The sequence below is a fragment of the Synechococcus sp. MIT S9508 genome (assembly GCF_047303045.1).
GTDB lineage: Bacteria > Cyanobacteriota > Cyanobacteriia > PCC-6307 > Cyanobiaceae > Synechococcus_C.
In genome coordinates, this window is record NZ_CP138941.1 from 2,147,426 (window position 1) to 2,168,385 (window position 20,960).

At 56.5% G+C, this 20,960-nt stretch carries 21 protein-coding genes; 13 read left to right on the forward strand and 8 right to left on the reverse strand.

Annotation, left to right across the window (positions count from 1 at the left end; translation table 11 throughout):
- Positions 1-4 precede the first annotated feature (4 nt).
- Positions 5-634, forward strand: a complete 630-nt coding sequence (locus SIB42_RS11885) for a DUF2993 domain-containing protein (RefSeq protein WP_067098883.1) — start codon at positions 5-7, stop codon at positions 632-634.
- A gap of 20 nt (positions 635-654) precedes the next feature.
- Here the strand turns inward: SIB42_RS11885 and SIB42_RS11890 are convergent, their stop codons facing one another.
- Both SIB42_RS11890 and SIB42_RS11895 read right to left on the reverse strand, forming a co-directional pair.
- Positions 655-1,572 carry a phosphatidate cytidylyltransferase gene (locus SIB42_RS11890; RefSeq protein ID WP_067098881.1) on the reverse strand — a complete coding sequence of 306 codons (918 nt, stop codon included), beginning with the start codon at positions 1,570-1,572 and terminating at the stop codon, positions 655-657.
- 20 nt (positions 1,573-1,592) lie between these two features.
- Positions 1,593-2,990 carry an aminotransferase class I/II-fold pyridoxal phosphate-dependent enzyme gene (locus SIB42_RS11895; protein ID WP_067098877.1) on the reverse strand — a complete coding sequence of 466 codons (1,398 nt, stop codon included), beginning with the start codon at positions 2,988-2,990 and terminating at the stop codon, positions 1,593-1,595.
- Positions 2,991-3,185: 195 nt separating this feature from the next.
- Between SIB42_RS11895 and SIB42_RS11900 the strand changes: the two genes are divergently transcribed.
- Together SIB42_RS11900 and SIB42_RS11905 are read left to right on the forward strand one after the other, a co-directional pair.
- The gene (locus tag SIB42_RS11900; RefSeq protein ID WP_067098875.1) at positions 3,186-4,844 is read left to right on the forward strand and encodes an ABC1 kinase family protein; all 1,659 of its coding nucleotides are present in this window, start codon (positions 3,186-3,188) and stop codon (positions 4,842-4,844) included.
- 72 nt (positions 4,845-4,916) lie between these two features.
- Positions 4,917-5,396, forward strand: a complete 480-nt coding sequence (locus SIB42_RS11905) for a hypothetical protein (RefSeq protein ID WP_067098872.1) — start codon at positions 4,917-4,919, stop codon at positions 5,394-5,396.
- Positions 5,397-5,420: 24 nt separating this feature from the next.
- Here the strand turns inward: SIB42_RS11905 and SIB42_RS11910 are convergent, their stop codons facing one another.
- Positions 5,421-6,386, reverse strand: a complete 966-nt coding sequence (locus tag SIB42_RS11910; RefSeq protein WP_413328040.1) for an RpoD/SigA family RNA polymerase sigma factor — start codon at positions 6,384-6,386, stop codon at positions 5,421-5,423.
- A 115-nt stretch (positions 6,387-6,501) separates the two neighbouring features.
- Here SIB42_RS11910 and SIB42_RS11915 point away from each other — a divergent pair, with 115 nt between their 5' ends.
- Genes SIB42_RS11915 through SIB42_RS11930 form a run of 4 tightly spaced genes read left to right on the forward strand, consistent with a single transcriptional unit; the run spans position 6,502 to position 10,033 of the window.
- Positions 6,502-7,260, forward strand: a complete 759-nt coding sequence (locus SIB42_RS11915) for a response regulator transcription factor (RefSeq protein WP_369818477.1) — start codon at positions 6,502-6,504, stop codon at positions 7,258-7,260.
- 5 nt (positions 7,261-7,265) lie between these two features.
- Positions 7,266-8,417, forward strand: coding sequence for a sensor histidine kinase (locus tag SIB42_RS11920; RefSeq protein ID WP_067097847.1), 1,152 nt, complete (start codon positions 7,266-7,268; stop codon positions 8,415-8,417).
- 16 nt (positions 8,418-8,433) lie between these two features.
- On the forward strand, positions 8,434-9,162 hold the full coding sequence (locus SIB42_RS11925) for a pseudouridine synthase (protein ID WP_067097843.1): 729 nt from the start codon (positions 8,434-8,436) through the stop codon (positions 9,160-9,162).
- Entirely contained in the window at positions 9,152-10,033 is an 882-nt protein-coding gene (locus SIB42_RS11930) for a helix-turn-helix domain-containing protein (protein WP_413328043.1), read from the forward strand. Before SIB42_RS11925 ends, SIB42_RS11930 begins: the two co-directional genes overlap by 11 nt.
- Here the strand turns inward: SIB42_RS11930 and malQ are convergent.
- Positions 9,997-11,544, reverse strand: a complete 1,548-nt coding sequence (malQ, locus tag SIB42_RS11935; protein WP_369818476.1) for a 4-alpha-glucanotransferase — start codon at positions 11,542-11,544, stop codon at positions 9,997-9,999. The two genes, SIB42_RS11930 and malQ, sit on opposite strands and share 37 nt — an antisense overlap.
- A 15-nt stretch (positions 11,545-11,559) precedes the next feature.
- Positions 11,560-12,612 carry an NAD(P)-dependent oxidoreductase gene (locus SIB42_RS11940; protein ID WP_413328045.1) on the reverse strand — a complete coding sequence of 351 codons (1,053 nt, stop codon included), beginning with the start codon at positions 12,610-12,612 and terminating at the stop codon, positions 11,560-11,562.
- Between the two features lie 134 nt (positions 12,613-12,746).
- Between SIB42_RS11940 and SIB42_RS11945 the strand changes: the two genes are divergently transcribed.
- Entirely contained in the window at positions 12,747-13,661 is a 915-nt protein-coding gene (locus SIB42_RS11945; RefSeq protein WP_369818474.1) for an LCP family protein, read from the forward strand.
- Here the strand turns inward: SIB42_RS11945 and SIB42_RS11950 are convergent.
- Positions 13,600-14,130: a hypothetical protein gene (locus tag SIB42_RS11950; RefSeq protein WP_067097834.1), complete on the reverse strand. Its 531-nt coding sequence runs from the start codon at positions 14,128-14,130 to the stop codon at positions 13,600-13,602. The two genes, SIB42_RS11945 and SIB42_RS11950, sit on opposite strands and share 62 nt — an antisense overlap.
- 96 nt (positions 14,131-14,226) lie before the next feature.
- Between SIB42_RS11950 and SIB42_RS11955 the strand changes: the two genes are divergently transcribed.
- From SIB42_RS11955 to SIB42_RS11970, 4 genes are all read left to right on the forward strand, one after another.
- Complete coding sequence (locus SIB42_RS11955; protein WP_067097831.1) at positions 14,227-15,222, forward strand: ribose-phosphate pyrophosphokinase; 996 nt, start codon at positions 14,227-14,229, stop codon at positions 15,220-15,222.
- A gap of 58 nt (positions 15,223-15,280) precedes the next feature.
- Complete coding sequence (locus SIB42_RS11960; RefSeq protein ID WP_067097913.1) at positions 15,281-16,384, forward strand: glycoside hydrolase family 10 protein; 1,104 nt, start codon at positions 15,281-15,283, stop codon at positions 16,382-16,384.
- 207 nt (positions 16,385-16,591) lie between these two features.
- A complete protein-coding gene (locus tag SIB42_RS11965; RefSeq protein WP_413328048.1) occupies positions 16,592-17,044 on the forward strand; it encodes a hypothetical protein in 453 nt (150 codons plus the stop codon).
- 81 nt (positions 17,045-17,125) lie between these two features.
- On the forward strand, positions 17,126-17,638 hold the full coding sequence (locus SIB42_RS11970; protein WP_156485265.1) for a hypothetical protein: 513 nt from the start codon (positions 17,126-17,128) through the stop codon (positions 17,636-17,638).
- 52 nt (positions 17,639-17,690) lie between these two features.
- Here SIB42_RS11970 and SIB42_RS11975 read toward each other — a convergent pair whose 3' ends face one another.
- Both SIB42_RS11975 and pepN read right to left on the reverse strand, forming a co-directional pair.
- Positions 17,691-17,864: a hypothetical protein gene (locus tag SIB42_RS11975; RefSeq protein ID WP_197459925.1), complete on the reverse strand. Its 174-nt coding sequence runs from the start codon at positions 17,862-17,864 to the stop codon at positions 17,691-17,693.
- 166 nt (positions 17,865-18,030) lie between these two features.
- Positions 18,031-20,691: an aminopeptidase N gene (pepN, locus tag SIB42_RS11980; RefSeq protein WP_067097822.1), complete on the reverse strand. Its 2,661-nt coding sequence runs from the start codon at positions 20,689-20,691 to the stop codon at positions 18,031-18,033.
- Here pepN and SIB42_RS11985 point away from each other — a divergent pair.
- Positions 20,690-20,887, forward strand: coding sequence for a hypothetical protein (locus SIB42_RS11985; RefSeq protein WP_156485264.1), 198 nt, complete (start codon positions 20,690-20,692; stop codon positions 20,885-20,887). The two genes, pepN and SIB42_RS11985, sit on opposite strands and share 2 nt — an antisense overlap.
- Positions 20,888-20,960: the final 73 nt, after the last annotated feature.

Here is a 20,960-nt window from a genome sequence, read left to right on the forward strand (position 1 = left end):
TTCCATGCCCCAGACCAGCTCAGGCCCCGTTCTCCAGCTCCTGGCCAGCGGTCTTCAACGCTGGATTCACAACCAGTGCGACTCTGTTGAGGAGTTGAATTTGGCCCTTCAGGGTTCAGCGATTGAGCTGCTGAGAGGTCGGCTAAAAGGTGTCTCGCTCGAGGCTCGCAGAGTGAGTTTTGAACAACTGCCCCTGCTGCGCGCCGAATTGCAATCCGGCGAACTGAAAACAATATTCCGCCCTGGTCAACCCAACCAGCCGCTGCAGCTCAAGGACTCTTTCAGCATCGAGGGGGAGGTGGTGCTGAGCGGAACCGATCTCAACAAAGCTCTGGCGACTGATCGCTGGCGATGGTTGGCCGATCTACTGGCTGAACAGCTGATGGGCCTAACGCCACTGCGCTCAATGGCGATCGATAACGATCGATTGGTGCTTACAGCGGATGTGATCACAGGCAAAGACCCAGTGCAACGAAGCTTCTCCCTCTGCGCGGATCAGGGCACGATCAGAGTGAACCACTGCGATGCGGAAGCAGAATTGTTGCTGCCCATGGATCCTTCCATCAAGATCATCGATGCAAGGCTGCAGGGCGGTCAGTTGGTGATCAAAGGCAACGCCACAGTTCATCCCTGAACAGTTCACCCCTGAAACGTTCAACCTTTAGCCATCACGGGCATCACCAGGGTCACCACGTAAAACACCACCGCTGGTGTGAACAGATAGCTGTCGATCCGATCCAGAATTCCGCCATGGCCCGGGAGGGCATCCCCGGAATCCTTCACGCCGGCATCCCGCTTCATCATCGATTCGGTGAGATCACCCACCAGAGCAAACAGGGCGACGAGCGCACCCAAACAACCGCCGGCGAGAGGTCCGTAGGGCCACTTCAGCAGTGCACCGCCAAGCGCACCGATCAGCACCGCAGAGACCAGTCCTCCATACGCCCCTTCAATCGTTTTGCCGGGGGAAATTGGAGAGAGAGGGTGGTGACCAAAGCGCCGACCGAGGACGTAGGAGCCGATATCACTCGCGACCACCATCAGGCAGGCCATCAACGTGATCAGCAGACCGGAGCTGATCCAGGTCCAGGACATGTAATCCACCAGGGGTGCGATATCTACAGCCTCAAGGTTGCGAAGCCGCAACCAGTGACTGGGCAGAAACCCCAGATAGAACAGTCCAAAGATCGAGGCGGCGATGTCCGCAATCGAACCGGTAATCGGCTGCAGCAGCAACCAGCCACAGATGGCAGCTCCAGAGAGAGGTAACACCGCATAAGCGAGAGAAGATGCGATGCCTCCATTCACAGACCACTGAGTGCTGATCAGCAGTAATTGGCAGGCCACAAGTGTGGTTTTTGTGGCTGGACGCATGCCTTTGAACTGGGCCATGCGGAAGAACTCCAGCAAACCCAGATGCACAATCACCCCCAGGGCGATCGTGAACCACCAACCACCCAGACCCACCACCACCAAACCAAACAGACCCACCAGCACCCCGCTGACCAGGCGTTTGTGATCGGCGGCTCGCCTCTTGCTCACGGCCTTTCCGGTTGTGGCGTCTGAAATCACCTGTCAGATCCCAGGGCCCGTCAGGCCAGAACCTTCACCATACCGGGCACCTGAACAGGCCATCGTTGATGCTGCGACTGCAGCCATTGGCTTCGCTCTGCAGAGATTCTCTCTCCAGGTACGAGCAGGGGCACACCGGGCGGGTAGGGGCAAATCAGCTCAGCAGCAATTTGATCAGCGCACTCCGCCAATGGGCGAATGCAATGGGGAAGCCGCTGTGCTTCATCAGGGGTGAGCTCAGGAATCGACGTGCTCTGCAACGGCGGATCAGGGATGACCGGCAGCGGCACACCATCACCCTCACGAGCCAACGCCTGCCAAATCCTCTGCAGTCGCTTTGCCAAGCCCCGATGCCGAGCAAATCCAAAGCAGAACGTTAGACAAAGAGGCTCAGGCAACTCAGCGATCACGCCCTGACGCATGCAGAACTCATCCGCATCCAGACCACTCACACCAATCTGGCCCGTTGCAAGGATCAATCGCAAGGGATCATCACTGGGATGGAACAAAACGCCCTGCTCTCGCAGAGCATGGATCAGCTGGTTGGCTTGGTGCCGACGAGCCTCGAAGAGCGAAGTCCAGCGGCTGGACAGCAACCAATCCAAAGTTGTCTCACAGGAAGCCAGCAAAAGGGAGCTGGGACTCGTGGTCTGAATTCTTGCCAGAGAACGTTGAACTCTCTCGTGGTCCAACCTTTGAGAGCGATGCCACAGAACTGCGGTCTGCGCGAGACCAGGCGCAGATTTATGCAGGGAATGCACAACCAGATCAGCTCCGGCAACAAGAGCAGACACAGGGCTGTCCTGCTCGGCATTAAAGGCCAGATGGGTGCCATGGGCTTCATCCACCATGACCGGCAATCCCCTGCTGTGGAGTAGTTCGATCAGCTCCACAATCTCAGCGGAGTAGCCGTGATATGTGGGGTGAACAAGAACAGCACCAGCAATGGGACGACCTGGATCAGGCCAGGGGTCCAGGCTCTGCCGCAGGCCCTCAGCGGTCATCGCCCCGGCGTGACCGCGATCGGCAAAAAACGGTACCGGCAGAAAGACCGGCATCACGCCCCCTAGCTCGCAGGCAGCGATCAACGAACGATGGGCATTACGAGGCAGCAGCACAGCCTCTCCCGGTTGCGCCATCGCAAGCAGACCAGCCTGAAGCAGACCAGTGGCACCATTCACGCCAAACCAACAGTGATCAAAACCCATCGCTTCAGCCAACCGCGCCTGACTGGTTGCCACAGCACCGTGCGATTCGAGCGGACCTCCGATCTCCGGCAACTCGGGCAGGTCCCAGCTGCCCGGTGATTGACGCAGCAAACGCTGCATCAGTGGCGGCAAAGCTGCTCCACGACCATGCACCGGAAGATGCAGAGCCAGACGTCGATCCGGTCGCAGAAGCTCGAGAAGCGACGGCATGAACGCAGGGAATAGACAACAGAGCGCGGCATCACCAGCTGGGTGATGCCAGCTGGACTTTCCCCATGCAGCATGGCAACTGCTGCAGCTGCTGACCGATGCTGATCGGCATTAATCGGTCCGCTCTCTGCAACACAGAAGCATCGAGCAACCTTTTGGACTCTCTAGGATCCACACTCCCTAGCGCTGCTGGGCGTGGATTCGCTTCGCTACAACCCGGGCCGAGATATCCGATGGCTCCTGTTGCGCCCGTGGATCGGCATACCGCGCCTGATCCAGATCTTCTGGGCTCTAATGGGACTGGTCTTGAGCTTGCTGCTGAGGGGCGGCAGCAACGACCCCCGTGTTCAGCGCGATCTGGCTCGCACTCTGCTGCGCACCCTGACCAACCTCGGGCCTTGTTTTATCAAAGTCGGACAGGCCCTTTCGACCCGTCCGGATCTGATCCGTCGAGACTGGCTGGATGAGCTGACACGGCTTCAAGACGATCTGCCGTCCTTCGACCACACGATCGCTTTGAACACGATCGAAACGGAACTGGGTGCTCCAGTGGATCAGCTGTTTGAGGAATTTCCCGATACACCTGTTGCAGCCGCAAGTCTTGGGCAGGTCTACAAGGCTCGGGTCAGTACACAACGCTGGGTCGCCGTCAAAGTCCAGAGACCCAATCTGACCTTCATTCTGCGGCGCGACATGGTGCTGATCCGCAGTCTCGGGATTCTGGCCGCTCCATTTTTGCCACTGAATCTGGGCTTTGGCCTCGGAGAAATTATTGATGAGTTCGGCCGAAGCCTGTTCGAAGAAATCGATTACTGCTGCGAAGCAGACAACGCCAGGCACTTTTCAAGATTGTTCGCTGACAATGACGCAGTCACCATTCCCGATGTCGACGAAGAGCTCTCAAGCCGCCGAGTTCTGACCACCAGCTGGATTCAGGGAAGCAAGCTTCGCGATTCACAGGAGCTCAAGTCCCAACGCCTTGATCCCGCGGCTCTCATTCGCACAGGCGTGATCAGCGGACTCCAGCAACTTCTGGAGTTCGGTTACTTCCATGCCGATCCCCACCCGGGCAATCTCTTTGCACTCCCTGGTCGCAGCGGCGATCTCGGACACGTGGCCTACGTGGATTTCGGGATGATGGATTCCATCAGTGATCAGGATCGCCTGACACTCACAGGAGCTGTGGTGCATCTGATCAACCGTGATTTCGAAGCGGTTGCCCGAGATTTCCAGGAACTCGGATTCCTTGCACCCAATGCTGACCTGACACCGATCATTCCCGCCCTGGAAGATGCCCTGGGAGGAAGTCTTGGAGATTCTGTCGGTTCGTTCAACTTCAAGGCAATCACCGATCGTTTCTCGGAATTGATGTACGACTATCCCTTCCGGGTGCCTGCACGTTTCGCTCTGATCATCCGAGCAGTGGTGAGCCAGGAAGGCCTTGCTCTAAGACTCGATCCCGACTTCCGCATCATTGCGGTGGCCTATCCCTACGTGGCCAAGAGACTCCTCGCTGGCGACACCAGAGAAATGCGAGAGAAGCTTATGGAAGTCATCTTTGACGAGCAGGGAAATCTGCGCGTTGAACGACTTGAAAGTCTTCTCGATGTAGTTGGCAATTATTCGGGGGGTCAGAGCAGCGGAGAACTGCTGCCGGTGGCCGGGGCAGGTCTGCGTTTGTTGCTGAGTCGAGATGGAGGAGACCTGCGTCAGCGCCTCCTGCTGACCCTGATCAAAGACGACCGCCTGAACCTCTCAGATCTGAAAGAGCTGACTGCCCTGATGCGAAAGACCTTTGGACCTCGTCAAATCGCCGAGGGTGTGATTCAACGTCTGAATCCGCTCGCGGCCTGATGAGGCCTAACGCCCCGTCACCCCTGCAGTAGCAGAGCGATAATGGCGTCTCAACGATCCTTTTTCTGACTTATGTCGATCGCGCCCGACACTGCTCCCATCGAGCTCGATCAGGCTCAGATCGACTTGCTGACCGAAGCATTCGGCGGTCTCAGCATGGATGACATCCTTCTCGACTACGCCAACCTGCAACAACCGCCCTATGCGATGGCAGGGCTGGGATTGGCAATCAGCGTGGTTTGCGGACTCACCTTCTCCAGGCTGGTTCAGAACCGTCTGGATGGCTGGAAAAAAGACAGGCTGCCATTGCTACCCCTCGGCAATGCCGAAACCGTGATGAGTTATTCGGGGATCCTGATTGGCGTCACCTTGTTCATCGGGGGCTCTCTCCAAGTTTTCGGCTTTGCTTCAGGTGCCGCCTATCTCAGTGCACTGGTGCTCTCAATCCTCACCGGAGGTGCACTCTGGGCTCAACTTGAGCGCTTGATGACCCAGGTCGAAGCTGGAAACTTCAAAGCAGTTGATTTCGACAACTTTGACGAATTCTTCTGATCACTTCTGTGCAATCAGCGGGTGTCAGGCCAGCACATAAGCCTCGAGCTGAACATCACCACGGCGCAGTAGCTCCAGACCTTCGCGTTCGAGCTTGCGGGTGCGATCACGACTCATTTTCAGCGATTTAGCAATCGCTGTGAGGCTCATCGGATCTTCCCCGTCCATCCCGTAGCGCATCCGCAGCACACGCTCCTGAAGTTCAGGCAGCTGACCCAACAGATCACGCAGATCTCCCTTCAAGCACTCACCTTCCACCTGCTCGCTCGGCAGTTCACCATCTCCTGCCAGCAGATCCAGCAGTTCGGTGTCATCACCGTCGCCCACCTTCATCTCCAAACTCACAGGCTGACGCGCACGGCACATCAGTTCCTTCACTTCCTCTTCCGGCAGCTCCACAAAGCCCGCCAGTTCGGTCACCGATGGCGTCCGACCCAGCTCTTGGCTCAGTTCACGCTGACCTTTCTTCAGCTTGTTCAGCATCTCCGTGATGTGGATCGGCAACCGGATCGTCCGGCTCTTCTCCGCAATCGCACGCGTGATCCCCTGACGGATCCACCAATACGCATAGGTGCTGAACTTGTAGCCCCGCGTCGGGTCGAACTTCTCCACACCACGCACCAGACCGATCGTTCCCTCCTGGATCAGGTCCAGCAGTTCCATATTCCGCTTGGTGTACTTCTTGGCAACACTCACCACCAGGCGCAGATTCGCTGCCACCATCCGCTCCTTCGCGCGGCGACCAGCTTGCAGCTTGCGCTTCAGCTGCGCTGCACTCAGTCCTGCTGCTTTAGCCAGCTCTGCAGGGGGCACCATCTCGCCACCACGCTGATCGCTCAGCTCTGCTTCTTGAGCTTCCAGCTCCATCAGCTCTTGCACCTGACGACCCAGCGTGATCTCCTGCTGATGGCTCAGCAGCGGCACACGGCCGATGTCACGCAGGTAGGAACGCACAAGGTCCGCATCTGGTAGCAGGGCCAAGGGCGACATCGTCTAATTACGAAACCTATCCGTTTCTTAATTTACCATCGTTTACAGGCGTTCCTCGCTAGGGAAACTCCAGAAAAGATCCAGGGTCAGAATGAGGAAACTCCTGGAGTCCCCTGTGACCTCCGCAACCGCCAGCAGCAAAACCACCAACAACATCAGCACCAACAGCTTCAGCGCTGCTCACCTTCTAGTGGTTGAAGACGACACCTCCATAAGAGAAACCGTGAAGGAGGCGCTCAGTGCCGAGGGTTTTGAGGTGAGCGCCTGCGGGGATGGAAACGAAGCCCTGGCCATGCTCACCGGAACGCAAGCCGACAGCATTGATGCCCTGGTCCTTGATCTGATGCTTCCAGGGATGGGTGGGCTAGACCTCTGCCGCAAGCTCAGGGAACTCAATAACGCCACGCCGATCCTTGTCATCAGCGCCAGGGACAGCGAAACCGATCGAGTCCTCGGCCTCGAGGTGGGTGCTGATGACTATCTGGTCAAACCATTCGGGCTCAGGGAGCTGGTGGCCCGATGCCGCGCCCTGTTGCGCCGTTCCCATCGAATCAGCCCCGAATCCACGAACAAAATTGACGTTATTGAACATGCCAACCTCTGTCTTTACTGCCAGGAATTCCGGGTGACGCGGGACGGAGAGGATCTCAGCCTTGCCCCCAAGGAATACAAGATTCTGGAACTGCTGATGCGAAACCCGAAGCGTGTCTGGAGCCGCGATCAGCTGCTGGAACAAATCTGGGGCATCGACTTCGTCGGAGACACCAAAACCGTCGACGTGCATATCCGATGGTTGAGAGAAAAGATCGAGACCACTCCCTCCTCTCCTGACCACATCCGAACCGTGCGTGGATTCGGCTATCGATTCGGCTGATTGATGTGAGTTCAGTTGCTTCGCTCATCCTTGGCATCACAGTCGGTGTGGTGAGCGGTTGGGCTTTGCACAGCCGTTTCAATCTGAACGCCGGTTCCCGAAGGCATTCAGCACAGATCTCGCCAGTGTTGTCCGGTCACTCGCTGAGTACAGCGCAACTGCTGGCCTGGATCGATGCAGCCACCCAGGGATGGCTCGTTCTCACACCGGATCTCACCATCGGTTTCATCAACTCAAGAGCGGAACGATTGCTTCAGTTCTCCAGCAATCGCCTCGTTCGCGGACAGGCACTCGACGAGGTTCTCAAAGTCTCTCAGCTCGAAGAGTCGATTGTCAGCGTGCGGTATCAACAACGGCCGCAACGCTGTGAATGGGAACAGCAAGGTGTGCCTCTGGAAGCCATCGTGCTGCCCGGTTCGGACGAGTGGTTGCTGGTCCTCCTCCAGAACAGACAATCGCTGGAAGCACAGCAGGAGCAACAGGAACGCTGGGTGAGCGATGTCGCCCATGAACTGAAAACACCACTCACGGCCCTGATGCTCGTGAGCGATCGACTGGAAACTGCAGTCTCAGCCGATGACGCCATTCTTGTGGAGCGTCTGCAGAAGGAACTCAGACGTCTGCAATTGTTAGTGGAGGATTTGCTTGAGCTCTCCAGGCTGGAGAACATCCTTCCCCATGAGCAGGGGGGCTACTCACCGGTCAATCTTGCAGAGCTGGTGGAGGCCGCCTGGAACAGCATCCGTCCGCTTGCAGATCAGCGCGAGGTGAGGCTTTCCATAAACACCCAAGAGCCAGGACCACTTCTTGGAGATCAACGGCGATTGCATCGAGCCATCCTCAACTTGCTCGATAACGCCTTGCGCTTTTCGCCTCAGGGAAGCGCCGTGGACGTGAAGATCCTCCCCAGTGGTGGCTGGTGGCTGGTCTGTGTCCGGGACCATGGCCCAGGTCTGAGTGAAAGTGATCTCAGCAACATGTTCCAGCGCTTTTACCGCGGCGACCCATCGCGGGCCCGCTCCCACCAAAGTGGCAGCGGCCTAGGACTGGCCATCGTCCAACAGATCGCCGTGAACCATGGAGGCCGAATTCAGGCCCGAAACCACCCCGACGGAGGCACATCGCTTGACCTGTTGTTACCGCGCGGTGATCACTAAGACACAACCGAGCTGAATGCACCAGCGAATTCAGAAACTGATGTCCGCCGCGGGGCACTGCTCACGCCGCCAGGCAGAGGAACTGCTGCGCCAGGGTCGAGTTGACGTCAACGGAACGATCGCAGCACTCGGAGATCAGGCTGATCCGGAAACGGATCTGATCTGCGTGGATGGGACGCCGTTAGCCAAGGTGACAGAGGAGCGAGTGCTGTTGCTCAATAAACCTCCCGGTGTGATCAGCAGTTGCCATGACCCTCAAGGTCGCGAAACCGTGCTGGACCTGATCCCAGCCGAGCTCAGGCAAGGTCTGCATCCGGTCGGACGTCTTGATGCCGACAGCCGTGGAGCTTTATTGCTCAGCAACCAGGGAGAGCTCACCTTGAAGCTCACACACCCCCGCTATGCCCACAGCAAGACCTACAGGGTGACGGTGACCGGAATACCGGATCATTCGAAGCTGGAACGATGGCGACAAGGCCTGGAACTCGATGGCTCTCGAACCCTCCCTGCCAGTGTGAAACTGCTCCACAGCAAACGTGGACACAGCACCCTGGAAGTAATTCTTCGAGAAGGACGTAACCGGCAGATCCGCAGGATTGCCTCGCTGCTCGGTCATTCCGTGCTCGACCTGCAGCGGGTTGCAATCGCTGGACTGGCTCTTGGAGCGACGAAAGAAGGATGCTGGCGCCAGCTATCCAGGCGAGAATGGCAAGGCCTGATCAGCTCTCAGGCAGGTGAGGCGTAAACCGGCCATGGCTTTGTTCAAACGTTCCTTCCCATGGCGCTGGCGTCGAAGTCGCCAGATTGAGGCCAATGCAACGGATCAAACAGCCAAAGAGGCCCCGCTGATCGAGGCTGGTCAACGTCTGAAACAGCACCGTGAACAACGCGGCCTGAGCCTGAGAGATTTATCTCGGGAGGTGCGCATCACCACACCAGTGCTGGAAGCACTGGAACGCGGCTGGTCAGACCGCCTACCAGAACCGGCTTACCTGGTGGCAATGCTGCACCGTCTGGAGCAATACCTCCAGCTCGATCTCAACAGTCTGAGCGGAGCACTGCCTGAAGACTGTTTTCAACAAAGACTGCCCCGAGAGCAGAGGAGGACACGTTTCACGCTTGGAAGCATTGACATCTTCACCACCTGGCAGGGAAGCCTCGTCTACATCGTTGTCATCAGCGTGTCTTTACTCGCGCTGAATCAACAGCAACGACAACTTGCGATCGACAACACCAAATTCTTCATTCCTGTTCCTCTGAATCTTCAGCAGGATTCCGATGCACTGTTGCAAGGCCTGCGCCCGCTAGCTGAGCTCAGAACACAGAAGCCGGTTGACTCCGTCGCAAAACTCCTGGGCGACCAACCGCTGCCTGGTGTGCTTGAAGTCACCCTCAAGCAACCAAGCACGTTGACCCTCAGCAGTGAAGGCGGCGATCGCAGTTCACTTCAAGGGGCAATGGGCACGCTCACCCTTCAGCTATTGCCTCCTCTTGAGCTCAGCGTTCAACCAGCACCAACAGCAGGAGATGTTCGATGGGACGGACTCCCGCAAGAGGCGCTGAAGAATCGACCAGGGATTTATCGCCTTGACCAGACGTCGGCACGCAATCCATAACCCTGAAGTGCACCTTCAACCGAATCGTCAAACGCCGCTAAGCGCCAGTTCCAGTTACCTCCTACCGTGCCTGGGGTATTGAAGCGGGCAACATCGTCGAGGTGCAGCAGGTCCTGCAGCGAAGCAATCACCAATTGCGCGGATGTCGCCAGACCCAGCTCCAGCAGCTGCCAGCCAGGAGCCTCAATCGGACATTCGAGACAACTGGCAAAACGAGCACGGGAGTCGCCATCAAGCCTTTGCCACCAGCCCAGACTTGTGGGGTTGTCGTGGGTTCCTGGATAGACCACCCATCCGGTGCCATGGATATTGGAAGGAAGGTAAGGGTTCTGGGGATTGCCATCAAAAGCGAACTGCAGCACTTTCATTCCAGGCAGATGAAAACGATCACGCAGCTGCTCCACATCCGTAGTGATCACCCCGAGGTCTTCGGCCACCAGAGGTAAGCGGCCGCCTGCATCTCGACGCAGACAGCTGAGCAACTCACGACCGGGAGAACGTCGCCAGGCTCCGTTCATGGCTGTGCTGTCCCCACCAGGAACAGACCAGTAAGACGCCAGTGCACGGAAATGATCAAGCCTCAGTCGATCGGCGAGCTGCCACTGACGCCGCAGACGATCCCTCCACCAGCGAAAACCGGTGCAGCGATGCCGGGGCCAGCTGTAAACAGGAGTTCCCCAGAGCTGACCGGTCTCGGAGAAATAATCAGGCGGAACACCACTTTGTTCTCGCAGCCTTCCATCCGCAGCAATGGAAAACAACGAGCGATGACTCCAGACATCAGAGCTGTCGCGAGCCACATAAAAGGGAAGATCCCCGAGAATCTCCACATCGAGTTCACGGGCAAGCTCGCGCAGCCGCGTCCATTGCCGGCTCAGATGCCACTGAAGGAGCTCCTGCTCCAGAAGACGATCCTCATGGGCATCGCGCCACTCCCATAGCGCGGTCTGATCGTGAACTGCCAACTGTTGAGGCCACTCCCACCAGGGACGACCCTCGTTTTGTTCACGCAGCACCATGAAGGCAGCGTGATCTTGAAGCCAGCGGGACTGATCCCGTCGCCAGCGGTCAAAGTCCGCGTGGTTTGAGTGCGGCAGCTGGTCCCAGCAATGGCGCAGTTGCCTGGCCAAAGCTGCAGCCCGCCTGTCTGCGAGTGGGAAATCCAGTAGAGCTTCGGCTGCCTCAACACCCGGAAGAGCCTCTAAATCACCAGGTTGAAGAAATCCCTGGTCACTGAGATCCTTGGCATCTAGTAGCCAGGGATTGATGGCAAAACTGGATGGAGAGCTGTATGGAGACCCCGTTCCGTCTGGTGGTGACAGTGGCAAGATCTGCCACACGCCGATTCCTTGCTGAGCAAGAGCCTTGAGCCAGTCGCGGGCAGGAGCTCCCAACCCCCCGCAAACAGGTGAGCCTGGCAGGGCAGTCGGATGCAACAGAACACCGACGCGACGACGCGGCAGAGAAATAGAGGTCACGCACGACTCGCTTGGCAAGGCAACGACTGACAAGCCAACGACAGGGCCTCAGAAAAGAGCGGCATCACCAAGGTCTTGGCCGTCCATCCCGTCATGCACAACGCGTTCAAAAAACTGCTCCAACGTGTCGTTGCCATAGGAGGGCGTCGCTGCACTGTCGTAGTGCTGACGTTGTTCGTCCCAGACAAGCATTGACTCTCCAGCGTAGTAGCGGCCGATCTTGCCGAATTCAGCGGCGTCCTCAAGCGAGGGGAACGTCCCGGATAAAAATTCAAGACAGCCAACAGGAAGATCCATCAATGCAATCGGCAGGGAAATCATCCAAGGTTTTTTACCTAAAGCCTTGAAGAGCATCTCTCCCTGCTGTCGAGCACTTAATGCCTCTCCGGGTCCTCCAATCGGCAAAATTTGATTGATCTTGTCTTGGTCAACAACACAATCACTGAGAAAAGACGCCAGATCAGACTCACTGATTGGCTTGCAACTTGCCAGCTCACCATCTCCGAACATCACGTACGGGGCTCCCTTGCGACAACTTTCAACCTGCGCTCCCAGGCTTTTGAAGAACGCCGTCGGGCGAACAATCGAATAGGTCACATCGCTGCAATTGCGAAGCTCAGCCTCCAGCGCAAGCTTCGCCTTCTGAAATTCCAACAGAGGCTTTTGTACACAGATCGCCGACAACAGAACGAAATGCGAAAGTCCTGCTTTTTTCCCCTGCTGATAAGTGTTGAGGGTGGCCTGGTAGTCAACGGCCCACGAATCCTTGCGTCCACCAGTGCGTGATGCGAGGCAGCTGATCACCACATCCACTGGCTGATCAAAAGCATGCCGCGCCAGTGAATCAGCATTCGTGACATCACCGAAACGAACCTCAGCGCCAGGAAAATCAGCCCTCACGCTCTCCTGATTTTGACGGCCACCCACACCACTGCGCTCACGAGCAAAAGCAACAACGTTGTAACCGCGCGTGATCAGCTCCTTCACCACGAAACGACCGATATATCCCGTCGCACCAAAGACCACAACACGCACCTTGTCCGGCGAACGGTCTCGGAAGTCGTCGTTCAGAAGCATGGGCATGGGGTCGACACCATCCATTATTCGCTTAGAACCAGTCGAGACTGCGGCTCAGTTCTGGAGGATTCGGCGCAATGAAGGACGAGGGACCGACAGGTGATCCTTCACCGAGCCGATTGACGCGATGGTTCGGGAGCCATCCCTTCAGAACCATTATGAGAATCGCCGCTGCTTTGGCCGGAGCGAGCCTGATCGCTGGAGGGCTCGGGTTGATCTGGCCAAAACCTGACCCAATAGCGGCGGAACCGCCCTCCGCGGATGATCCGGCCAGCCTGGCACCACTTCCCAAAGGTCCAGTCATGGTGCTGGTCGTGGGCATCGATGCGGATGGCATCAATGATTTAAGCAACAGAGCCGCTCCCAAAGGACCGGCCAATGCCGACAGTCTGATGCTCATCCAGATCAGCCCTGGCGACCCCGTGGAAGTGCTGCAGCTGCCAACAGAACTCGCGGTGAATCTGCCAGGGCGCACAACACTGCAATCGCTGGCTGATGCCTATCGGCTCGGCAGCGTTGCCCTGACTGCCGATGTCGTTGCTGAAGTGGTGGGCTTGAAGGAGGGAGAACCGGAACGGTTCGTGGTCATCCCCCGCCAAGCTCTTCGCAGTCTTGTGGACGGACTGGGTGAAGTGGAAGTCACGCTCAATAAGTCCTATGAGCACAAGGACTCAGCTCAGAACTACAGCGTGAACTTGCAGGCAGGACGGCAAACACTGAACGGCCAGCAGGCCGAACAGTTGGCCCGCTACAGACCTGAGCCCAAAAATGATCAAGCACGGCGAAGCCGGCAACAAAGCCTTCTGAACGGGATTCACGAACAGCTGAATCAACCCAATGCGATCGCCCTTCTGCCCTCTGTGATTAGCGAAGTCAGCGCCCAGATGGAAACAGACCTCACGCCCATGGAGATGATGAGCCTGGCAGCCGCAGCGCTCAGCAGCAATCAGCCGCCGGTGATCACTCAGCTGGAACTGGCACCCCGAACGGGACAGCAAGTGATGCGAGAACTCAAACCGAACCAGCAGCTTCCCCTCTGGCCAGTACCTCCTGGCGATGCTGCAGACAACTGATCAACCCTCTTGGGTCATCATCAGGACCCTGCAGGCATCCACACCATGGAAGACCATCGGTGCGACGTTTAGGGACATCCCATTCGCCGCCAAGTTGTACGAGTCCCAGCAGGGAGAGGTTGAGCGCCCGAGCGAAGGCCACAGACGCTGGGACGATCCCAGCAAAGCGACCATCAGCTCGAGGCTGCGCCAACATCAGCACGGGGATTCGCCAGGCAGCGAGAGCTTCCAACCAGCTGCCCTCGCCGCTTTCATCCACGCCGGCATCACCGCTCAACCTCAACAAGGTCAAGGCCTTAGAAGCACTGATCTCTGAAGTGAGTTCTCGGAGTAGTGGGTGCGGCGCAAGGCCGCAACCCTCCTCCAGGAGAACAGCTCCGAACTCGTTAGCAAGAGAGCGACAGGCTGCGGACATCTGCAGTTCAGGCAGAGCACCGGCGCCGATAACAACCAGGAGGTTCAGGGACATTCCGGCACGTTAAGAGGACTGATTCAGGAAACGGCCAGGAGGAATGGGACCGCGCACCCTTACGATCGGACAACCAGTTTCTCGTTCGCGGGCATCGTGACCGGATTCCTGACTGCAGCCCGCGCCGAACAGGAGAAGATCCAGAACGACACGAGGCGTCTGCGGCTTTTCACTGGAACCTCCAATCCTGCCCTGTCACGTGAAATCGCCGCCTATCTGGGCGTACCGGATGGTCCAAGAGTCTGCAAACGCTTCGCCGACGGTGAGCTCTATGTGCAGATTCAGGAATCCATTCGGGGCTGCGACGTGTTCCTGATCCAGCCCACTTGCGCTCCTGTGAACGATCACCTGATGGAGTTGCTGATCATGGTGGATGCCTGCCGACGCGCCTCCGCCAGACAGGTCACCGCTGTTGTGCCGTATTACGGCTATGCCAGGGCTGATCGCAAAACAGCAGGCCGTGAGTCGATCACCGCGAAGCTGACCGCCAACCTGCTGGCGACCTCCGGTGTTGACCGAGTGCTGGCGATGGATCTCCATTCCGCTCAGATCCAGGGTTACTTCGACATTCCCTGCGATCACATCTATGGCTCTCCAGTTCTTGTCGACTATTTATCCGATCAGGACCTGGGCGAGGTGGTGGTGGTGTCTCCGGACGTGGGCGGTGTCGCACGCGCCAGAGCCTTTGCCAAACAGATGAATGATGCGCCTCTGGCCATCATCGACAAACGGCGCACAGGTCATAACATGGCCGAAAGCCTCACCGTGATTGGTGATGTGCAGGACAAGACCGCCATTTTGATCGACGACATGATCGACACAGGTGGCACAATCTGCGCCGGCGCACGCCTGCTGCGAGAGAAAGGGGCGCGGCGGGTGATCGCCTGCGCCACTCATGCCGTGTTCTCCCCACCTGCGGCGGAGCGTCTTTCAGTAGACGGTCTGTTTGAGCAGGTGGTGGTGACGAACTCGATTCCAATCCCTTCAGACCGTGTGTTCTCACAGCTGAAGGTGCTCTCGGTCGCCAACATGCTGGGCGAAGCGATCTGGCGGATTCATGAGGAGAGCTCCGTCAGCTCGATGTTCCGCTAAATCCGTGACCAGAGCTCAGCAGCAGCTCCGTCGGACGACCGCAAGCGTGATTGCTGGAATGTTGAGCCTTTGCGCTGCAGCTCCGGCATCAGCACAGCTTCCGTCTGTTCAGCCCAAACGCACACTGGGAGTCTGGCTGACCAATAGCCCAAGCCGTCTTTACTACGACCGTCAATCTCTCATCCGGGCCATGGATGAGCTGAAAGCAGCAGGCTTCAATGCCATCTATCCCAATGTCTGGAGTCGCGGCACAACGTTTCATCGCAGTCGTTTCGCACCGGTTGAACCAGCATTGAAGAAAGCTGGGCTTCAGCTCGATCCCATCTGCACCCTGACTCAACAGGCTCGTCAACGCGGGATGAAAGTCATCCCATGGTTTGAATATGGACTGATGGAGCCCGCCGATGCGGCGATCGTGCGTCAGCAGCCTGAGTGGGTCTTAGCTCGAGCTGACGGCAACACCTTCATGACCATGCATGGCAAGAACATGGTCTGGCTCAACCCCGCCCATCCCGAGGTACGCGAACGTTTTATCGGCCTGGTGGTAGAGGTAATGAAACGCTGCCGAATGGATGGCCTGCAGCTGGATGACCATTTCGCATGGCCAGTGAAACTGGGATATGACCCTTACACCTCTGCGTTGTACGAAACGCAGACCGGCGCACCACCACCGAAGGATCACACCAATCGCTATTGGATGACATGGAGACGCCGTCAGCTGACAGGCCTGTTGAGGGCACTGAGAGAACGCTTGGAGAAAGAATCTCTGCCTCAACGCATCAGCCTTTCGCCAGGACCTTTTCGATTTGCCTACAACCACTGGCTGCAGGACTGGGAACTCTGGGCAGTTGGAGAACTGATTGATGATCTTGTCGTACAGAACTATGCCTATTCACTCAAAGGGTTTGCCAAAGATCTCAATCAATCTGCTTTGCGTAAAGCGCGTCAGTGGGGATTGCCGGTTCAGATCGGCGTTCTTGCTGGTTTCGGGAAAAGGACAACACCAATCCCTGTCCTTGCCGAAAAAAAACGACTCAGCAATGAACAGGGTTATGGAGTGATTTACTTCTATTGGGAGGGATTGTGGGGAGTTCATAGCGGCAAAGAAGGATCGATCTATCGACGCAAAGCTCTGCAGGAAATGGGTTCTCAGAACCAGTAAGCACGAATTAATTATCAAGAGCTGGGCTACCGCCGCGAATAACTCAAAAAGGGTCGATGTGTTGCCTTACTTGACGACTTAGATTCAAGAGTGGGATGAGTTGAAGACACGCCCCAACTTTCTTCTGGCCCGTACAAGCTTTAAATTCAAATAATGAAGGATCCGACCCTCATTGCTCGAAAGCTGATCAGCGAGCTTCGCGACGAGATGTCAGATGCTGCCAGGGAATTGCGTAATCGAGCCAGCTGGGATCTGCAATGCCCTGTGATTGTGATTGATGCCAGAGAGCATCCCAAACGAGTTCTGAAAACGTCGGTGCGAGGTCTCACTGGAACCATCACAACAAGCAATGTTATCGACAATCCACTGTTGCGATCATTTCTGGCTCGTTCCAAGGAGGTGGGCACCGACGAAGCCCTTGATGAATTCATGCATGGTCCGGAAGCAGAACACTTCTCCATGCTCTGGGATCGCTATGCCGATGAACGCCATCGTCATGGACTCGCTGTTTGGTCGTATTCCGAAGCAGCCAAATTCGCCCTCAAATCCAAGCAGTGTTTCGAACAAGGGGACATTGCCTGTGTCGCCATCACGGAGGGGAGCGAGACAGATGATCACGGCGTTCTCACTTTTTCAGTGGATTCCAGCTGGCTCTCCTGAAACCAGCGGATCCACAACGCTGAATGATCTTTCGCGAGAGTTGGACAGACTTGTCCGACTGGGGGCAAACCAAGAGCGCACATGTCATCAAATCGAGCCCGCCTAGACGTCTTGGTGTCTGAGTGCCGGCAGACGTTCGTGGAAGCAGCCATCAAAGTCAGCGCTATGAAGGCTTGGGATTTCTCCTGTCCTTGCGTCGTTCTCGATGGTCGTACGGATGAGATCAAAGCGGTGGTGATCGGCGTAGGTAGCATTGGCAACCTGGTGCCAACATCAGCCGCTATCGATCATCCAGAGGTCAAAGAATGGCTTCAGATCGCCACGGAGAAGAGTCCCGAAGTGGCCTTCGCCGAGATGCTCGATGGCGACGAGGAACGCGCCAAACGATTTAATGAGGCTTACGAACGACTGATTGAAGAACGTCGATCCGGAATTAAAGGCCTTTGGTCCGCCGATGATCTCTCATCATTTGTCTCCAGAAGTCAAGCGGCATTCCCCAAGGCCATCAGCGCGATTGCACTTCTACCGGGGCAAGAAGGACAAAGTCACAGCATCCTCACGTTTGAGAGTGATATCAAGTCTCTACTGAATTAAAGATCATAAACCAACAAGATTGCTCAACAACAAACAAACACTCTGACTTAAACTAAGCATCAAGTCCGCAAGACCTACTTCTATACATACTGAACTCTTTAAAGACGGCTTCCGCCTCGCGAAAATCTTTGTCTTCTCGTAAAAAATAGAGTTGAGCTTTCCACCATTCCCAGGTGTCTTCATAAATATCTTTTTTCAGGAGATCCTCCAGAACTTCGCTGCTCATTCCTCCTCTCCAAGTCTCTGCAACCTAGAGAGCATCATTCCCGAGTCAATTCAGTTTCACAGGGCGTAACGCAGTGGTGATGAGCGGCACAAAACACCACCCAAACGCTCAAACCTTCTGAACGTTGCACAGCCCATCACCCTCGGCCGAATCGAAAGAAAAAGCGTCAGGCTTCCATCAACGTCACCACTTCACGGGTGTTTGTGGAGAGATCTGCCGAAGCAAGTGTTGACAAGGCCCGCTTCACGGCAGCCTGACGTTCGCTGCCGTAAGTGCGCCAACGGCTAAACACCTTGGCGAGCCGCGATGCTGTGATGGCATTGCGCTGATCCACGGCGATGATCTGTTCGGCCATGAACTGATATCCACTGCCATCAAGGGCATGGAAGACACGAGGATTACCAACAAGCCCACCCAGCACAGCACGTACTGAATTCGGGGCCATCGGGTCATAACGGGGGTGGTCCAGCAAAGCCGCAACCCTCTCAAGAGCATCTGCGCGCGGTGTTGAAGCTTCCAGCGAAAACCAGGTATCGAAAATCACCGGACGTTCCTGCCAGCGATCGTGGAACGATCGGAGAGCCTGGTCGCGCTCATCACAGTCAATCGGCTGCAAGGCCCGCAGGCCGGCACGCGCCAACGTCATCGAGGGTCCTTCCACCGCCTGAGCAGCATCGGAGCGGGCCCCTGAATCACCGGCAGCAGCCAACCAGCTCCAGATCAGACCCGTGAGCTGGCGCTCGCCCTGGCCCGCGGGCCAGACTTGATCCAGGCTGGACGCAACGCCATCGAGCCTGGACGTCAGCAACGGTGCCAGCTGGGATCCGAGCAGCTCTCTCAGTTCACAAGTGGCTCTCTCCAGAGCAGGAGGGTCGGCTTCTTTTTGCAGTGACTCAAGTTCGGCAGGACCAGGAAAAGCCAGGAGAGTGGCCAACACGGCAGGGTCTTTTTCGCCATCAACAGCGAGGAGCTGGCCAAGGGCATCCAGCATCCGTGACTCCAGTTCTGACTCAGGAGTTCCTGCTGCACGGGGAAGAATCAGCCGCTTCCACAGCTGCTGGCCAGCATCCCAGCGGGCAAAGGCGTCGTTATCCCCAGCAAACAGCGCAAACAGATCGTCGAGGGCCTGGCCGGATGCCCAGGTCACCGGAGCTGAAAAACGTCGGAATAACGAGACAACCGGGGGCTGTGCAGCAGGAGACAACCCCTCCAGGACAACGGTCTGTGTCTCCTGATCAAGCACAAATAGCCGTTCTTCTCCGGCACCTTCATTGGCCTGCAGGACAGACCAAAGGACAGGAATCACCAGTGGTTGCTTCCGTTCCTGACCTGGCGTTGGAGGCGTGGACTGCTGCAGCGTCAGGCTCAGACGTCCGGCTTCGCCATCCCAATGAGATTTCACCGTGACATGAGGCGTTCCCGCCTGGTGGTACCAGAGCCGAAATTGCTCGACATCAAATCCGAGAGGCTGACCATCTGCTCCCGCGCCATCCACAATCGCGTTCACAAAATCCTCTGTTGTGGCGGCTTCTCCGTCGTGCCGCTTGAAATACAAGCTCATGCCTCGCATGAAACGTTCAGGCCCAAGCAAGGTCCGCAACATGCGAATCAGCTCCGCCCCCTTTTCATAAATCGTGGTTGTGTAGAAATTATCAATAGCCTGATAAGAGTCCGGCTTCACCGGATGGGCTGTTGGGCCTGAATCCTCTCGAAACTGCGTATTGCGAAGCATCGCTGCATCTTCAATCCTCTTCAAAGGTTCGGAATGAAGGTCGGCGGTGAAGCACTGATCTCGAAACACCGTGAGACCTTCTTTCAGCGACAACTGAAACCAATCACGACAGGTAATTCGATTACCGGACCAGTTGTGAAAATACTCATGCCCAACAACACTTTCAATCCGCTCTAGTTCCCCATCTGTTGCGGATTCTGCATCAGCAAGAACCAGCTTGGAATTAAAAATATTCAGACTTTTGTTCTCCATTGCGCCCATATTGAAGTGGCGCACCGCGACGGTATTGAACTCATCAAGGTCGTACTCGAGTCCATAAACGGACTCATCCCATGCCATGGAACGCTTCAACGACGCCATGGCATGGGCGGTGAAGGGCTCATCACCTGCTTCCACATGCAGACGCAGCGTGACGTCCCGCCCGGAAGCAGTGGAGTAATGATCTTTGATTTCGCGCAGGTCGCCAGCAACGAGAGCAAACAGGTAAGAGGGCTTGGGGAAGGGATCTTCCCAGACGACCTCGTGCCGAGAGGCGTCGTCTGCGAGAGCCGAAGCACTGATTTCGTTTCCGTTGGAGAGCAGCACGGGAAAGCGTGCGCGATCCGCCTCGATCCGAACCCGGTAGCGGCTCAAAACGTCGGGACGATCTGGATGAAAGGTGATGCGTCGGAACCCTTCTGCCTCACATTGCGTTGTGAGCATTCCGCCACTTTCATACAAGCCTTCCAGTGAGGTATTGGCCTGAGGATCAAGACGACTGACAGTCGTCAACGTGAAGGGCTGAGTTGGCGGTGAAGGGATTTCCAGCTGCTCATCATTCAAGAGATAGCTGCTCGACTCCAGGGGATGCCCATCGAGCAAGATTGAAATCAGCTCTAGATCAACTCCACGCAAGATCAGCGGAGTGGCTGCCTTTGAATCGGAGGGCTCAAGGTGCAGATCAGCCGTGACCAAAACTGAATCAGGCTGATGCACCACCACATTCAGCTCAATCCTGGGGATGGAAAATGGGAAAGGCCGATAGTCAGACAAACGCTTAGGCGGGGTAACTCCCGCCCAGCTGATGGCCGACTCAGAGGATGCGGTGGGAACCATGAACAGCTCACTCTGCTTTGATCTTGGCTCCCTGAATCAAAAGGTGGCGGGAGGGAAAACCTCACCAATCAACAAAAATCGCGGATTCAAGCTTCAGCTTTGCGAAAAACGGTTCTTCAGGGTGGAGAATACGCCGCCCGTACTAATGATTGGAACGTCGATGTCTTGGGAATCACAAAAGAAAGTTTCAAACTGAGATCAAAAAGTTAACCAAGCTTTCTCAATTAACTTAAACATTTAACGCAACAAACCTCATGAATGAAACTTAC

What these genes read in the sequence shown, in the direction of transcription:
- SIB42_RS11905 (WP_067098872.1), top strand. Translation starts at nt 4,917, where the DNA reads ATGTCGATCGCGCCCGACACTGCTCCCATCGAGCTCGATCAGGCTCAG.
- SIB42_RS11950 (WP_067097834.1), bottom strand. Translation starts at nt 14,130, where the DNA reads ATGTCCCTGAACCTCCTGGTTGTTATCGGCGCCGGTGCTCTGCCTGAA.
- SIB42_RS11925 (WP_067097843.1), top strand. Translation starts at nt 8,434, where the DNA reads ATGCACCAGCGAATTCAGAAACTGATGTCCGCCGCGGGGCACTGCTCA.
- SIB42_RS11965 (WP_413328048.1), top strand. Translation starts at nt 16,592, where the DNA reads ATGTCAGATGCTGCCAGGGAATTGCGTAATCGAGCCAGCTGGGATCTG.
- SIB42_RS11945 (WP_369818474.1), top strand. Translation starts at nt 12,747, where the DNA reads ATGAGAATCGCCGCTGCTTTGGCCGGAGCGAGCCTGATCGCTGGAGGG.
- SIB42_RS11910 (WP_413328040.1), bottom strand. Translation starts at nt 6,386, where the DNA reads ATGTCGCCCTTGGCCCTGCTACCAGATGCGGACCTTGTGCGTTCCTAC.
- SIB42_RS11975 (WP_197459925.1), bottom strand. Translation starts at nt 17,864, where the DNA reads ATGAGCAGCGAAGTTCTGGAGGATCTCCTGAAAAAAGATATTTATGAA.
- SIB42_RS11885 (WP_067098883.1), top strand. Translation starts at nt 5, where the DNA reads ATGCCCCAGACCAGCTCAGGCCCCGTTCTCCAGCTCCTGGCCAGCGGT.
- pepN (WP_067097822.1), bottom strand. Translation starts at nt 20,691, where the DNA reads ATGGTTCCCACCGCATCCTCTGAGTCGGCCATCAGCTGGGCGGGAGTT.
- SIB42_RS11960 (WP_067097913.1), top strand. Translation starts at nt 15,281, where the DNA reads ATGTTGAGCCTTTGCGCTGCAGCTCCGGCATCAGCACAGCTTCCGTCT.
- SIB42_RS11985 (WP_156485264.1), top strand. Translation starts at nt 20,690, where the DNA reads ATGAACAGCTCACTCTGCTTTGATCTTGGCTCCCTGAATCAAAAGGTG.
- SIB42_RS11895 (WP_067098877.1), bottom strand. Translation starts at nt 2,990, where the DNA reads ATGCCGTCGCTTCTCGAGCTTCTGCGACCGGATCGACGTCTGGCTCTG.
- SIB42_RS11940 (WP_413328045.1), bottom strand. Translation starts at nt 12,612, where the DNA reads ATGGATGGTGTCGACCCCATGCCCATGCTTCTGAACGACGACTTCCGA.
- SIB42_RS11970 (WP_156485265.1), top strand. Translation starts at nt 17,126, where the DNA reads ATGTCATCAAATCGAGCCCGCCTAGACGTCTTGGTGTCTGAGTGCCGG.